Source organism: Thermomonas carbonis, from assembly GCF_014396975.1.
Taxonomy (GTDB): domain Bacteria; phylum Pseudomonadota; class Gammaproteobacteria; order Xanthomonadales; family Xanthomonadaceae; genus Thermomonas; species Thermomonas carbonis.
In genome coordinates, this window is the sequence record NZ_CP060719.1 from 2,527,975 (window position 1) to 2,540,057 (window position 12,083).

General features: G+C 55.7%; 17 protein-coding genes. 3 read left to right on the forward strand and 14 right to left on the reverse strand.

Translation table 11 applies throughout. The annotated features are described in order from the left end of the window. Positions 1-270: 270 nt before the first annotated feature. From H9L16_RS11740 to H9L16_RS11760, 5 genes are all read right to left on the reverse strand, one after another. Positions 271-711, reverse strand: coding sequence for a DUF4265 domain-containing protein (locus tag H9L16_RS11740; protein ID WP_187551865.1), 441 nt, complete (start codon positions 709-711; stop codon positions 271-273). A gap of 414 nt (positions 712-1,125) precedes the next feature. Next, entirely contained in the window at positions 1,126-1,788 is a 663-nt protein-coding gene (locus H9L16_RS11745) for a DUF5677 domain-containing protein (protein ID WP_187551866.1), read from the reverse strand. A gap of 105 nt (positions 1,789-1,893) precedes the next feature. After that, positions 1,894-2,187 carry a hypothetical protein gene (locus H9L16_RS11750; RefSeq protein ID WP_187551867.1) on the reverse strand — a complete coding sequence of 98 codons (294 nt, stop codon included), beginning with the start codon at positions 2,185-2,187 and terminating at the stop codon, positions 1,894-1,896. A gap of 444 nt (positions 2,188-2,631) precedes the next feature. Then, entirely contained in the window at positions 2,632-2,940 is a 309-nt protein-coding gene (locus tag H9L16_RS11755; protein WP_187551868.1) for a hypothetical protein, read from the reverse strand. A gap of 114 nt (positions 2,941-3,054) precedes the next feature. Then, positions 3,055-3,753 carry a hypothetical protein gene (locus H9L16_RS11760; RefSeq protein WP_187551869.1) on the reverse strand — a complete coding sequence of 233 codons (699 nt, stop codon included), beginning with the start codon at positions 3,751-3,753 and terminating at the stop codon, positions 3,055-3,057. Between the two features lie 552 nt (positions 3,754-4,305). On the opposite strand from H9L16_RS11760, the gene H9L16_RS16560 reads away from it, so the two are divergent. After that, the gene (locus tag H9L16_RS16560) at positions 4,306-4,500 is read left to right on the forward strand and encodes a type II toxin-antitoxin system prevent-host-death family antitoxin (protein ID WP_425507199.1); all 195 of its coding nucleotides are present in this window, start codon (positions 4,306-4,308) and stop codon (positions 4,498-4,500) included. Continuing rightward, positions 4,500-4,907, forward strand: coding sequence for a type II toxin-antitoxin system VapC family toxin (locus H9L16_RS11770; RefSeq protein ID WP_187551871.1), 408 nt, complete (start codon positions 4,500-4,502; stop codon positions 4,905-4,907). Before H9L16_RS16560 ends, H9L16_RS11770 begins: the two co-directional genes overlap by 1 nt. Before the next feature lie 1,405 nt (positions 4,908-6,312). Here H9L16_RS11770 and H9L16_RS11775 read toward each other — a convergent pair. Further along, positions 6,313-6,576, reverse strand: a complete 264-nt coding sequence (locus H9L16_RS11775) for a hypothetical protein (protein ID WP_187551872.1) — start codon at positions 6,574-6,576, stop codon at positions 6,313-6,315. 288 nt (positions 6,577-6,864) lie between these two features. Here H9L16_RS11775 and H9L16_RS11780 point away from each other — a divergent pair, with 288 nt between their 5' ends. Continuing rightward, positions 6,865-8,016, forward strand: a complete 1,152-nt coding sequence (locus H9L16_RS11780; RefSeq protein ID WP_223158140.1) for an IS481 family transposase — start codon at positions 6,865-6,867, stop codon at positions 8,014-8,016. 21 nt (positions 8,017-8,037) lie between these two features. On the opposite strand, the gene H9L16_RS11785 is transcribed toward H9L16_RS11780, so the two are convergent. The 8 genes from H9L16_RS11785 to H9L16_RS11820 form a co-directional block, all read right to left on the reverse strand. Beyond that, positions 8,038-8,370: a type II toxin-antitoxin system RelE/ParE family toxin gene (locus tag H9L16_RS11785; RefSeq protein ID WP_187551874.1), complete on the reverse strand. Its 333-nt coding sequence runs from the start codon at positions 8,368-8,370 to the stop codon at positions 8,038-8,040. Then, complete coding sequence (locus H9L16_RS11790; protein WP_187551875.1) at positions 8,358-8,615, reverse strand: type II toxin-antitoxin system prevent-host-death family antitoxin; 258 nt, start codon at positions 8,613-8,615, stop codon at positions 8,358-8,360. The genes H9L16_RS11785 and H9L16_RS11790 overlap by 13 nt, the downstream gene beginning before the upstream one ends. A 151-nt stretch (positions 8,616-8,766) precedes the next feature. Next, complete coding sequence (locus tag H9L16_RS11795; RefSeq protein ID WP_187551876.1) at positions 8,767-8,979, reverse strand: hypothetical protein; 213 nt, start codon at positions 8,977-8,979, stop codon at positions 8,767-8,769. A gap of 434 nt (positions 8,980-9,413) precedes the next feature. Further along, on the reverse strand, positions 9,414-9,707 hold the full coding sequence (locus tag H9L16_RS11800; protein ID WP_187551877.1) for a HigA family addiction module antitoxin: 294 nt from the start codon (positions 9,705-9,707) through the stop codon (positions 9,414-9,416). Beyond that, a complete protein-coding gene (locus H9L16_RS11805) occupies positions 9,707-9,985 on the reverse strand; it encodes a type II toxin-antitoxin system RelE/ParE family toxin (RefSeq protein WP_187551878.1) in 279 nt (92 codons plus the stop codon). Before H9L16_RS11805 ends, H9L16_RS11800 begins: the two co-directional genes overlap by 1 nt. A gap of 496 nt (positions 9,986-10,481) precedes the next feature. After that, positions 10,482-10,691 (reverse strand): BrnA antitoxin family protein, encoded by a 210-nt coding sequence (locus tag H9L16_RS11810; RefSeq protein ID WP_187551879.1) that lies wholly within the window; start codon positions 10,689-10,691, stop codon positions 10,482-10,484. An 8-nt stretch (positions 10,692-10,699) separates the two neighbouring features. Next, on the reverse strand, positions 10,700-10,978 hold the full coding sequence (locus tag H9L16_RS11815) for a BrnT family toxin (protein WP_187551880.1): 279 nt from the start codon (positions 10,976-10,978) through the stop codon (positions 10,700-10,702). A gap of 141 nt (positions 10,979-11,119) precedes the next feature. Then, positions 11,120-11,563 (reverse strand): hypothetical protein, encoded by a 444-nt coding sequence (locus H9L16_RS11820; protein ID WP_187551881.1) that lies wholly within the window; start codon positions 11,561-11,563, stop codon positions 11,120-11,122. Positions 11,564-12,083: the final 520 nt, after the last annotated feature.

Consider the following 12,083-nt stretch of genomic DNA (forward strand, 5'->3'; position numbering starts at 1 on the left):
GTAAAGACGGCCAGGAGCAAATCCACCGGGGATATATGTCTGGCCTTGGTAAAGACCCGCTACGAACCACGCGGACATTGCTAGTCCAAAGCCGAAGTAAAGCCACTCGATCTTGCGTCTTCTAGCGAGAATCTTCATTTGCGCGCTAACGCCTGAGTTAAGCCGGGCCGATTTGCGGCCTTGGGCAAGTGAAACTTGCAAGAACTTGCACGAGGCCGCGAAGCGGGCTCGGCTTGAACGAATTGTTAGGCGCATGCTCTGGGCGAAAATTCAGGCGCGCCGCCAAACGGGAAACGCTAGATCGAGTCCGACCTTCTCAGCCGTGTCAATTAGATCGTTCAATATGGAATCAGTGACATAAGGCGGGACATCAATAGCGTAAAGCGCGAATCTCTCTAGAGCTTCCGTGGAGCATCCGACTTCTCTGAACTTGGACAAGATTGGATCAATTTCGGCTTCAGTATTGTTGAGCATCCAAATTAGTGAGTGCGCAGATGGCTCGGTCACGACAAACTCAAATATATGCTCATTGACCGAGTCAGGTTGCGCTTCAAAGACGTCATTGACGGCTAGGCCCTTGATGAAGAATGGCGCATTTCTCAGCCGAAATGCATTACCAATCTGGTCGCACCACACTGCCTCACTCGATATCGGTGGCCAATCGCCGTCAGTGTCGATTGCGAACTGACGCTTGCGAGAAACTGCGGTCATGCGCCTAACGCCTGAGTTAAGCCGCGCCGATTTGCGGCGTTGTGCAAGTGAAGATTAGCAAGACTTGCACGACGCCGCGAAGCGGTGTCGGCTTGGACGAATTGTTAGCGCGGTGCGTAGTCACAGAGGCTCAGATTGCCAACCTGATTGCATCCCGTCCGTCGAAGCTGGCGTTCGGTCAGGGCCAGCCACCGCTTTTCCCGAGAACCAATGCCTGGAGAAGATCGACAGGTGTTGATCGCGAGCAATCTCGGAGAGGCTGGGACCAACACAAAATTTTTAAAAAGCAAGTTCCGTGAACTCGTTCTACCCCGCGCTAACGCCTGAGTTAAGCCGGACCGCTGCGCGGAACGGCGGAGTGGTACACGTCACCATGCAGCCGAGCCGCGAAGCGGTCTCGGCTTGAACGAATTGTTAGGGCCGCTTTGCGGGGAGTAGAGCAGCCTGCAAGCTGATCGGGTCAACAAGTTCCCTAAGAGCGAGCCACTTGCCGGAGAGAATTTTCACCGTCTCCAAGCCACCCAGCAGAGCATGGGCCCGATCAGTGATTTTGGATTGCGGTGGATTTGGCGAAACGATGCTAGAGGTCCCGTGCGTGTGCATTGACAGCATTTTGTAGAGAACCTGATAAAAGTGCTCAAGCCCGAGAGCCTTCGACATCTCTCGAACATTTGGGGCCTTATCGCCGGAGTCGATCACCGCTAGCTGTATCACGGTTTCATCAAGTGACAAGCCGCCGTCTGAGTCCTCCAGCGAGAGAACTCCTTCATTGATCAGAGACTTGAGATTTCTTCTGAACTCGTTGTGCGCGGTTCGTTCAAGCGACATTGCGTTCTCTGCTGATCGAAGTCCCCAAGCTAGTTTCAGGATCGATTCGATGATGCACCTTAGAAGGATATGAAAAGCCGCCGTGTTCTCAGGGCCGAGCAGCAAAGAAGAGGAGTGACCAAGTTCCGATGCATATTTTGCAGAGTCATGAGCCAAGCGATCTCTTGGATCGTCTTTGATAGGCATCTCGCAAATGAATTGCAGCAGCGAAATTTGCTCTTTTACTGAGTTGGCGATGTCGTTTGGCATGCGGCCCTAACGCCTGAGTTAAGACGGACCGCTTTGCGGAACGGCGGCGTGCTACACGCTAGCACGCAAGCCGAGCCGCGAAGCGGTCTCGGCTTGAACGAATTGTTAGGCAGCAATCCTGATGTAAGTAGCTGCACCCATTAGCCCAAGCAGCAAGCCGAACAACAGGGCGGCGAGGTGTCTCTGAAGCATAGGCGCCATGAGGAAAGCCCACAGCCCGGCCCCGAGCGAAAAGGCCAGAATTCGTGTCAAAGCGGAGAGTGCAGACGGCCAATCCACCGATTGGTCACGGAACAGCAAGCTCACGACGAAGATCTTTGCCAGCGTGGTGAATGACGCGAAGAAGGCGAGGGCGCTGGGCGTCAGGCGGGACTTCGCTCCGGTCTTTGAGAGCTTCAATGTGTCTGCTGCCTAACGCCTGAGTTAAGCCGGGCCGCTGCGCGGCCTTGGGCAAGTGAAGATCATAGCGACTTGCACGAGGCCGCGAAGCGGTCTCGGCTTGAACGAAATGTTAGCGCGGTGCGTAGGCACAGAGGCTCAGGTCGCCAACCTGTTTGCATCCTGGAGGTCGATGTTGGCGTTCGGTCAGGGCCAGCCGCCGCTTTCCCGAAAACCCAATGCTGGAAAGCGCGATTGGCCTGCCAATGGCGAGCATCTTAGAGAATGCGGAGAACAGGCCAAATTTTTTAAGAGCAACTTCTGTGAACTCGTTCTACCCCGCGCTAACGCCTGAGTTAAGACGGACCGCTTTGCGGAACGGCGGCGTGCTACACGCTAGCACGCAAGCCGAGCCGCGAAGCGGTCTCGGCTTGAACGAATTGTTGGGCACCGCCCCGTGATGCTTTACTCACCTGATCGGGGGCGCTTGCGTCCCTTCATCATTTTGAGCACCTCAGTGCCGATGACAACGAAACCGGCTGCCATGAACAGGATGGCCCAAGCACCGATGAACTGACTAATGCGTTCTTGGGGCGTTGAGCCAGAGCCGGGGAAGAACAGCAGCCAGAAGATCAGCAAAACTGCAGCGACGAGAATGAACCACGCGAATTTCTCCGTGGGTCCACCGCGCTTCCGTGCGAATTGCCACAGGAAAAGCCCTGGTCCGAGGATTGCAAGGATCACTATCGCGATGGCGAATATCTGGGCCAGCATTGTAGTTACGCGGTGCCTAACGCCTGAGTTAAGCCGGACCGCTGCGCGGAACGGCGGAGTGGTACACGTCACCATGCAGCCGAGCCGCGAAGCGGTCTCGGCTTGAACGAATTGTTAGCCTTTGTGTGACTTCTTTTTCTTCTTTTTTGGAGTGGTTTTCGGTGCGGCTTTTGGCGTAGAAACAGGTAGCCGAGCTTTACCAGATGTTACAAATTCCGCGAGCTTCTTGAGCCTGCGATACTGGGCACTGAGCAGTTTTGAAGTGACATGCACACTTCCAGTGCGGTCTTGCAGCTCACTTAGTCTGTTGAAGTTCATAGAATCCGCAAGATCTTTGTTCAGTCCTTCAAGTTCTTTGACCTCTTGACGAGTGAGCTGAATCTTCTCAATCCGTGCTTTTCTTGCTCTTGCACTTATCTTGTAGAGGCAGTCTTGGATTGCGGCATATGCCTTTACTGCGCCCGCAGTGGATGTGGCAATCGCCGTTACTGCCCCGGCGATTTGTACGGCTGGATGAACATTGAGAAGAAGGTCGATCCAGCCTGGGGATGCGTACCTAATTTCCTTAACAACTGGTTTGAATCTTGGGCTGACTTGGCTTTGAAGGACAGAATACATATTGACGATCGAGTATCCACCTGCCCATGGGTAGCTTTCGAGAGCATGGTTGATCCGCTCCTCATCTCTAGTGGGGAGATCTGTGTCGAAGGCATATATGAATGCATAGACCTGAAGATACGCATGGGGGAACTCGTACAAGTCTTTCAGATTCCAGCGGCCATCCATTTCGACACGGTAGATTCCGGATTCCATGATTCCCCTGAAAAGGCTAACGCCTGAGTTAAGCCGCACCGATTTGCGGCGTTGTGCGAGTAAAGATTAGCAAGACTCGCACGACGCCGCGAAGCGGTGTCGGCTTGGACGAATTGTTATGCGCTTGATCCAGTGGGTGAACCCAGCGAGCTGAAGTGATCTTAAGCCCGCGAAGATCGGGATGCGATTGCCACATCAAGAAGGACAGGGCGGTAGGCGGTGCGGATCTGCTTTTCCCAACGAACAACTGCACTCAGCCAACCCCAGACCGCCGAACCAGAGCACGATCACTGTTGCCCGAAAAAAATCGAAAAGCTCTTTGCGTTTGACCGCGCATAACGCCTGAGTTAAGCCGGACCGCTGCGCGGAACGGCGGAGTGGTACACGTCACCATGCAGCCGAGCCGCGAAGCGGTCTCGGCTTGAACGAATTGTTAGCCTGCCGCCTCTATTGTAGACTAGTCAGGTATCTAGTCATTTGAAGGTGCCGGAAATGAGTACTTGGCCTGTTCAGGACGCAAAAGCGAGGTTCAGTGAACTCTTGGAGGCTTGCATGTCCGAGGGCCCTCAGCTTGTCACAAAGCGTGGGGCCGAGGCTGCAGTTCTCGTTGATATCTCGGAGTGGCGCCGACTGAGAGAGGCGGCGAGGCCAAGCTTAAAGGATCTCCTCTTGGCTCCCGCCGCGCGTGGCGATCTGCAGATCCCGAAGCGTGGGGTGGCAAAGCGCCGTCCGCTGGAATTGAGCTGATGTTCTTGCTTGATACGAATGTTGTTTCCGAATTGCGGAAGCCAAAGCCCCATGGCGGGGTTCTCGCCTGGATTGAACAGATGTCTGATGCGGAACTGCATCTGTCGGCGGTCACAATTGGCGAGATCCAAGCAGGGATTGAGGTCACAAGGGATCAGGACAAAGCGAAGGCTGATGAATTGACCGCTTGGCTGGACCAAGTTGCCGGCGCCTACAACGTACTTCCGATGGACGGTGCGATTTTCCGGGAATGGGCGCGCCTGATGCACCGAAAGTCAGAGACTTTGTATGAAGACGGGATGATCGCAGCGACAGCGCGAGTGCATGGCCTAACCGTGGTCACCCGAAACGTGGCGGACTTCAAGTCCTTCAAGGTGCCGCTCTTGAATCCGTTTGCGAAGAAGTAGGGTGCAGGCTAACGCCTGAGTTAAGCCGCACCGATTTGCGGCGTTGTGCGAGTGAAGATTAGCAAGACTCGCACGACGCCGCGAAGCGGTGTCGGCTTGGACGAAATGTTAGCGCGGTGCGTAGTCACAGTGGCTCAGATCGCGTCCCTGATTGCATCCTGGCCGTCGAAGCTGGCGTTCGGTCAGGGCCAGCCACCGCTTTCCCGAAAAAACCAACGCCTGAAAAAGCGTTTTTGCTGCCTGATCGCGAGCAATTGCGACAACAGCTGAGAACAGAACAAAATGTTTAAGAGCAAGTTCCGTGAACTCGTTCTACCCCGCGCTAACGCCTGAGTTAAGCCGGGCCGATTTGCGGCCTTGGGCGAGTGAAAATGAGCAGCGCTCGCACGAGGCCGCGAAGCGGTCTCGGCTTGAACGAATTGTTAGACCGGTGCCAGCCGTTGCTTTTGACCAACGAACCAATCTGACCTGAGTCTATCGCCGACAACCGCTCTTTGCGAACAAGCCGAACCCAGCAACGGAGTGCCGGCGCTCTAGCCGGCACGGAGTTTGTGGCGACGCTCAGAAGCCTGGGCGAGGCGACGGACGAACAAGTGGCAACTTGGCTTGATGCTTGTTGACCGGCCTTTGTTTCTGGACCGGTCTAACGCCTGAGTTAAGCCGGACCGCTGCGCGGAACGGCGGAGTGGTACACGTCACCATGCAGCCGAGCCGCGAAGCGGTCTCGGCTTGAACGAATTGTTAGGCATCAGCCACTTGTCTCAACAGATGAAGAAATGCCAAGCCAACCAACAACCAGAAGAAGAGTTTATGGACGCTCTTGTCCGCTGCCGACTTGTCTGAGGCATAGCCGTCTCTACCTGGAATCGTAGAGCATGCGGCGATGAAAATGGGAGCCAAAAATCGGTTCGGAAATCCAACGTCCTCCCGAAGAACGCCAAGAACACAGCGAGTCCGAACAGACAATATGCAGAGATCGTCCATGGGTCGAGAGATCGCTTCATGATGCCTAACGCCTGAGCTAAGCCGGGCCGCTGCGCGGCATTGGCGATGGTCAAATCATAGCCGGCCAGCGCCGAGGCCGCGAAGCGGGCTCGGCTTGAGCGAATTGTTAGACCGCTGACGCCGCGCTCTTTGCATGCGCAACTTGGACACAGTGCTCGCCTTGACACGCGAACCTGCCACTAGGCGGAGGCATAACGGGTTTGAGTTATGCCTGAGGCTGGGCGAGGGTAATTCAGGGAAGCTCTTGGGCTTGCGCCAACTGCTTTTGACAAAGGTCTTGCCGTCTGCGGTCTAACGCCTGAGTTAAGCCGGGCCGCTTTGCGGCTTTTGGCGAGTGAAGATCATAGCGACTTACACGAGCCGCGAAGCGGTCTCGGCTTGAACGAATTGTTAGGCCGCTTCACGTCATGCAGACGATAGCGTCTCCTTGCCGATAGCCCTCTGGAGTTGGCACGTAGAAGACATGGAATCCGTCGCAAACGTACTTCGACGAGCGCTTAGGGCACACGAGGTACTCACCTTTAGCATTGGAGTACCAGAAACGGTCGAATGATGAAATCTGCAAGACCTGTTGCGGCACGTTGTCCGTGGGCATCCAGCCATCTTTCTGGAGGGAGAAATCACAATAGCCGGTCGTCTTGCAGCCGACGAGCAGCGTGATCATTGCTAGTAGAGAGAAGCGATTCATTCTTGGCAGCGGCCTAACGCCTGAGTTAAGACGGACCGCTGCGCGGAACGGCGGCGTGCTACACGCTAGCACGCAAGCCGAGCCGCGAAGCGGTCTCGGCTTGAACGAATTGTTAGGCCTGAAACCGGTTCGGTCTGGGTTGATAGGTAACACTTTAGTCTGGGTTGATAGGTAACACTTTAGTCTGGGTTGATAGGTAACACACCAACGATGATCGAGGGCACCCGAAGGAGGTGCCCCATGCCTTGGAGTGAGACCTCAGCGATGGACGAGAAGGCGCGGTTTATTCGAGACTGGATAGCAGGTCATTGGTCGGTGACCGAGTTGTGTAGCCGCTATGGCGTGAGTCGGAAGACGGGTTACAAGTGGGCCGAGCGGTTTGCGCTTCAGGGGCCGGATGGGTTGTTGGATCAAGGGCATGCCCCGCGTCATTCGCCGCATCGCACGCCGGAAGCGACCGAGCAGGCACTGCTGGCGGTGCGGCTAAAGTACCCCCGGTGGGGTGCCAAGAAATTGCTGATCAAGGCGGCCAAGCAGTGGCCTGAGATGGTGTTGCCGCACCGGTCGACGGTCTGCGAGATCTTGCGTCGCAATCAATTGGTGGTTCCCCGTAGCAAGCGGCGTGGCATCGGCCACCCGGGCCGCCCGAGTGTTGAAGTCAAAGGCCCCAACGATTGTTGGAGCATCGATTTCAAAGGGCAATTCAAGACGTGCGATGGTCGTTACTGCTACCCGCTGACCGTGACCGACAACTACAGCCGTTACCTGCTCGCATGCCAAGGAATGTCGGGGCCGTTGCTTGAGCCGACGCAAGCCGTACTGACGCGCCTGTTCAAGACGTTTGGACTGCCGCGGCGCATCCGAAGCGACAATGGAACGCCGTTTGCCGCCTATACCCTTGGGCGCTTGACCCGGTTGTCGGTGTGGCTGCTCAAGCTCGGCGTGATGCCCGAGTTGATCGAGCCTGGAAAGCCACAACAGAATGGCCGACATGAGCGCATGCACCGAACACTCAAGGACGGGACCACTCACCCGCCTGGTGCGAACCTGCGTGCCCAACAGCGAAAGTTCAACCTGTTCATTCGTGAATTCAACGATGAGCGGCCGCACGAAGCATTGGACATGAAAACGCCAGCCGAGGTGTATCAGCCCTCGCCGCGTCCGATGCCGACGCGACTGCATGCTCCAACCTACCCGGATCGATTTGAAGTGCGCTACGTGAGCGCGAACGGTGGTATCCGCTGGAAGAGCAACTGGGTGAATGTGACGAGTGCCCTGATCGGTGAGTACGTCGGACTGGAAGAAATCGACGAAGGAATCTGGGAGGTGTACTTTGGATCAAAGCGACTGGGCCGCTTGCACGAACGCCTCATGCGGATTGAGGATTGCTACGGAATGACACGCAGACACGTGTAACCCATCATCCCAGACTATTTGTTACCCATCACCCCGGTCACTCACTTGTCTGGAGCGCGAGGTCAGCTGTCCCTTGCGTAACAGGCGCTCTGAACGCATGACATGCACGATAAAGACCTTGTGCCCGTCATGGCGGTAAAAGATACGGCAAGGTGGCTCCACTATTTGACGATAACGGGAGCGCGCGAGCTCTTGGGGACGGCTACCGCTGTCAGGATGGTCAACTAGTTGCTCAACGTGGCCGAAGACACGTTTGACGAGTTCAGCAGCCGCGACCGGATTCTCCAGAGCAATGAAGTCAGCAATTGCATCAAGGTCCGCCAGTGCAGGCTCTGACCAGACTATTTCAGCCATCTGGCGAGGCGCTTCTTAGCTTGCGTGTGGGTCGCCGTGCGACCCTCAGCGATCGCCTGTTCTCCGCGGGCAATGCCTTCAAGGATGGCCATGCGTTGCTGCATGAGTTGATAGGTCTCAACGTCGAGCAGATAGGCGCTTGGCAGGCCATGCTGGGTAATGAGAATTGGCTCCTTATCCCGCTCGATATCGGAGAGGAGTTCAGTGGCCTGGCGCTTGAGCGTCGTGACGAGTTCGGTACGCATAAAGTGACACTACAGTAGCACTATGACGCGCGCAAGTGGCCGGTGCAAAGACCTAACGCCTGAGTTAAGACGGACCGCTTTGCGGAACGGCGGCGTGCTACACGCTAGCACGCAAGCCGAGCCGCGAAGCGGTCTCGGCTTGAACGAATTGTTAGGCCGCACCCGCGCTACTTGGGCTGCAGCTCACCATGCCACCAGATGAGAGCAGAACACCAATGAGCAGCAGGCGGAAAGCGACCAAGAACTCGATCTTTCTTCCGCCATCGAATGCAAGAGGAATCGTCATGTTCCAGAGCCATTGCAGAAGCCTTGTCAGGATGATGATTAGAAGGAGGACGGCCGGAACGATGACGAAAATGGACATCAGATCTCCTGTGACTATCTTGGCTGCGGCCTAACGCCTGAGTTAAGCCGGACCGATTTGCGGCGCGGCGGAGTGGTACACGTCACCGCGCAAGCCGAGCCGCGAAGCGGTCTCGGCTTGAACGAATTGCTAGGTCACTCTGCAATGTGCGGCCAAGCGATTCAAGTGGGCGGCCCGGAACTCTGGTTGGGATGCGAAGGCCAAGGCGCGGATCAGCGCTTCAGCGCCCGCGCCGCAACACGCCACTTGGCAATGCCAGCGCTTGTAAAGCCGACACGAACCAACAAAGCAGGCCACTGAACTTGCGATGTTGATGACATGAAAACAACCCGAGACCTAACGCCTGAGTTAAGCCGGACCGCTGCGCGGAACGGCGGAGTGGTACACGTCACCATGCAGCCGAGCCGCGAAGCGGTCTCGGCTTGAACGAATTGTTAGGCTGCGCGCATTTCAAGCTTTCCTACCCGATTGAGGTTGACGCTCTTCTTGGCCAGCCAAAGATCGTGGCTGTCCTGCATGGTCAGCCAACTCTCAGGGGAACGGCCGATCGCTTTAGACAGCCGCAGTGCCATCTCAGGCGTAATGCGGCTAGACCCATTCAGCACGCGGCTCAGGGTCGATGCGGCAACGTCAAGCTTTGCAGCCAGCTCCCGACCACTGATGCCATTGGGTTCAAGATAAACGCCGGTGATGAACTCACCAGGATGCGGAGGGTTGTGCATTGCCATTAGTGATAGTCCTCGTAGTCGAGTACATAGACGTTTCCGTCCTTGAACTCAAAAGTCAGGCGCCAATTGCCATTGACCCAAATGGACCACCGACCTTTGAGTTTGCCTTTTAGTGGATGCAAGCCGAAGCCGGGGATGTCCATGTCGTCAATGACCTGAGCCGTGTCCAATGCAGCGAGCTGGAGCCTCAGGCGCTTGGCATGGCTGACTTGGACGCCGGCAGTGCTTCCACTCTCGAAGAGCTTGCCAAGGCCTTTGTGCCGGATCGTCTTGATCATGCCCGAAGTTTACCCAAACGTTGCGTAGTGCGCAACACGCAGCCTAACGCCTGAGTTAAGACGGGCCGCTTTGCGGCCTTGTGTAAGTGAAGATCATAGCGGCTTACACGAGGCCGCGAAGCGGTCTCGGCTTGAACGAATTGTTAGACCGCTGACCGAGACCCACGGGAAGAAAGCGACAAAGCCTGCACGTGTTGAAGCTGGTGCGACTGTTCCGATGACAAGCATAGCAATGGCCAGAAGACCGAAGCCGGAAGTTCTGAGGTCAAGCCCCCAAGTGACGTAAGACAGATAGCCGCAGGCAGCCATTGCGAGAAAGATGACAAGACAGATCAGCCTGGCAAAGGTGTCTGTTGTTTTTCCCGCGTTCTCTTGGTCTGCCATCTGCGGTCTAACGCCTGAGTTAAGCCGGACCGCTGCGCGGAACGGCGGAATGGTACACGTCACCATGCAGCCGAGCCGCGAAGCGGTCTCGGCTTGAACGAATTGTTAGCGCTCACTTCCAGGACATATCCAACTTTCGATGAGAAGCGGCACAGTCACGCAAGTACAGATTGATCAGGCTCTGATAGGGAATTCCCACTTCACCAGAGATAGTCTTGAAGTAGTCAATTGCTTCCTGGTCAAGCCTGAGCGTGATTTGCTTCTTAAGCAGGGACGCATAAGGATTCTTCTTTGCTTTGGAGAAGTCGTATTCTTTGCGCATATTGATCCTCAGTACTGCAAAGTTTCCGTTCTTGTTGCTTTGCGAGCGGAAATGATCCGAATCACGTGATCAGCGCCACGGTAGCAGTGGCAGACGACGAGAAGCTTCATGGTTGAACTCAAGCCAAGAAGAATGAATCGATCCTCTTGCTCTGAGTGATCCGGGTCCGCCATGTATTTGCCATTCTCGTCGGCGAAGACGGAGCATGCTTCATCAAATGTGATGCCATGCTTCTTGGCGTTTGCCGAAGCTTTGGTGTCATGCCATTCGAAGCGAAGCTCGGTCATGTCGAGAATGTAACTACAAAGTAGCTACGCGTCAACATGAGCGCTAACGCCTGAGTTAAGCCGGACCGCTGCGCGGAACGGCGGAGTGGTACACGTCACCATGCAGCCGAGCCGCGAAGCGGTCTCGGCTTGAACGAATTGTTAGCCCGCAGACTCACATGCTTCACTGATCTTTACTTGGTACTCGATGACAGCTGACTCTTGAGTGATCTCTGTCTTGCTGCATTGAATCAGGAACGGTCTCTTTGCGCCCGCAGGAATAGGGCCAATGAGTCGCGTTTCACATTCATTGACTTGTGACCCTGGCTTTCCAATCGTTGCGGAAATCACAGCATCACGCCACTCGAGGTTTGAAGAATTGTGGGCCACGCCAAAGATGGCCACTTGATCCACGTCTGGAACGAGATTGTGCCTGTCAATAGCGAGTCCTGCTGGTGCGGTCTTGCAGGGGTCATGTACGGGAGCGCTGGATTGCATGTCCTTCATGTACTGCCTCTCCGCGTACAACATGAAGCCGAAGACGGTGGCTGCAATAAGTGCGATCGTGATTATTGCGCCGAGGACGGAGATGAGAAGTTGCTTCATGCGGGCTAACGCCTGAGTTAAGCCGCACCGATTTGCGGCGTTGTGCGAGTGAAGATTAGCAAGACTCGCACGACGCCGCGAAGCGGTGTCGGCTTGGACGAATTGTTATGCGCCTGATCCAGTTGGTGAACCCGGCGAGCTGAAGTGATCTTAAGCCCGCGAAGATCGGGATGCGATTGCCACATCACGAAAGACAGGGCAATAGGCGGTGCGGATCTGCTTTTGCTAACGAACAACTGCACTCAGCCAACACCAGACCGCCGAACCAGAACACGATCACTGTTGCCCGAAAAAAATCGAAGAGCTCTTTGCGTTTGACCGCGCATAACGCCTGAGTTAAGCCGCACCGATTTGCGGCGTTGTGCGAGTCAAGATTAGCAAGACTCGCACGACGCCGCGAAGCGGTGTCGGCTTGGACGAATTGTTATGCGCCTGATCCAGTGGGTGAACCCAGCGAGCTGAAGTGATCTTAAGCCCGCGAAGATCGGGATGCGATTGCCACATCACGAAAGACAGGGCG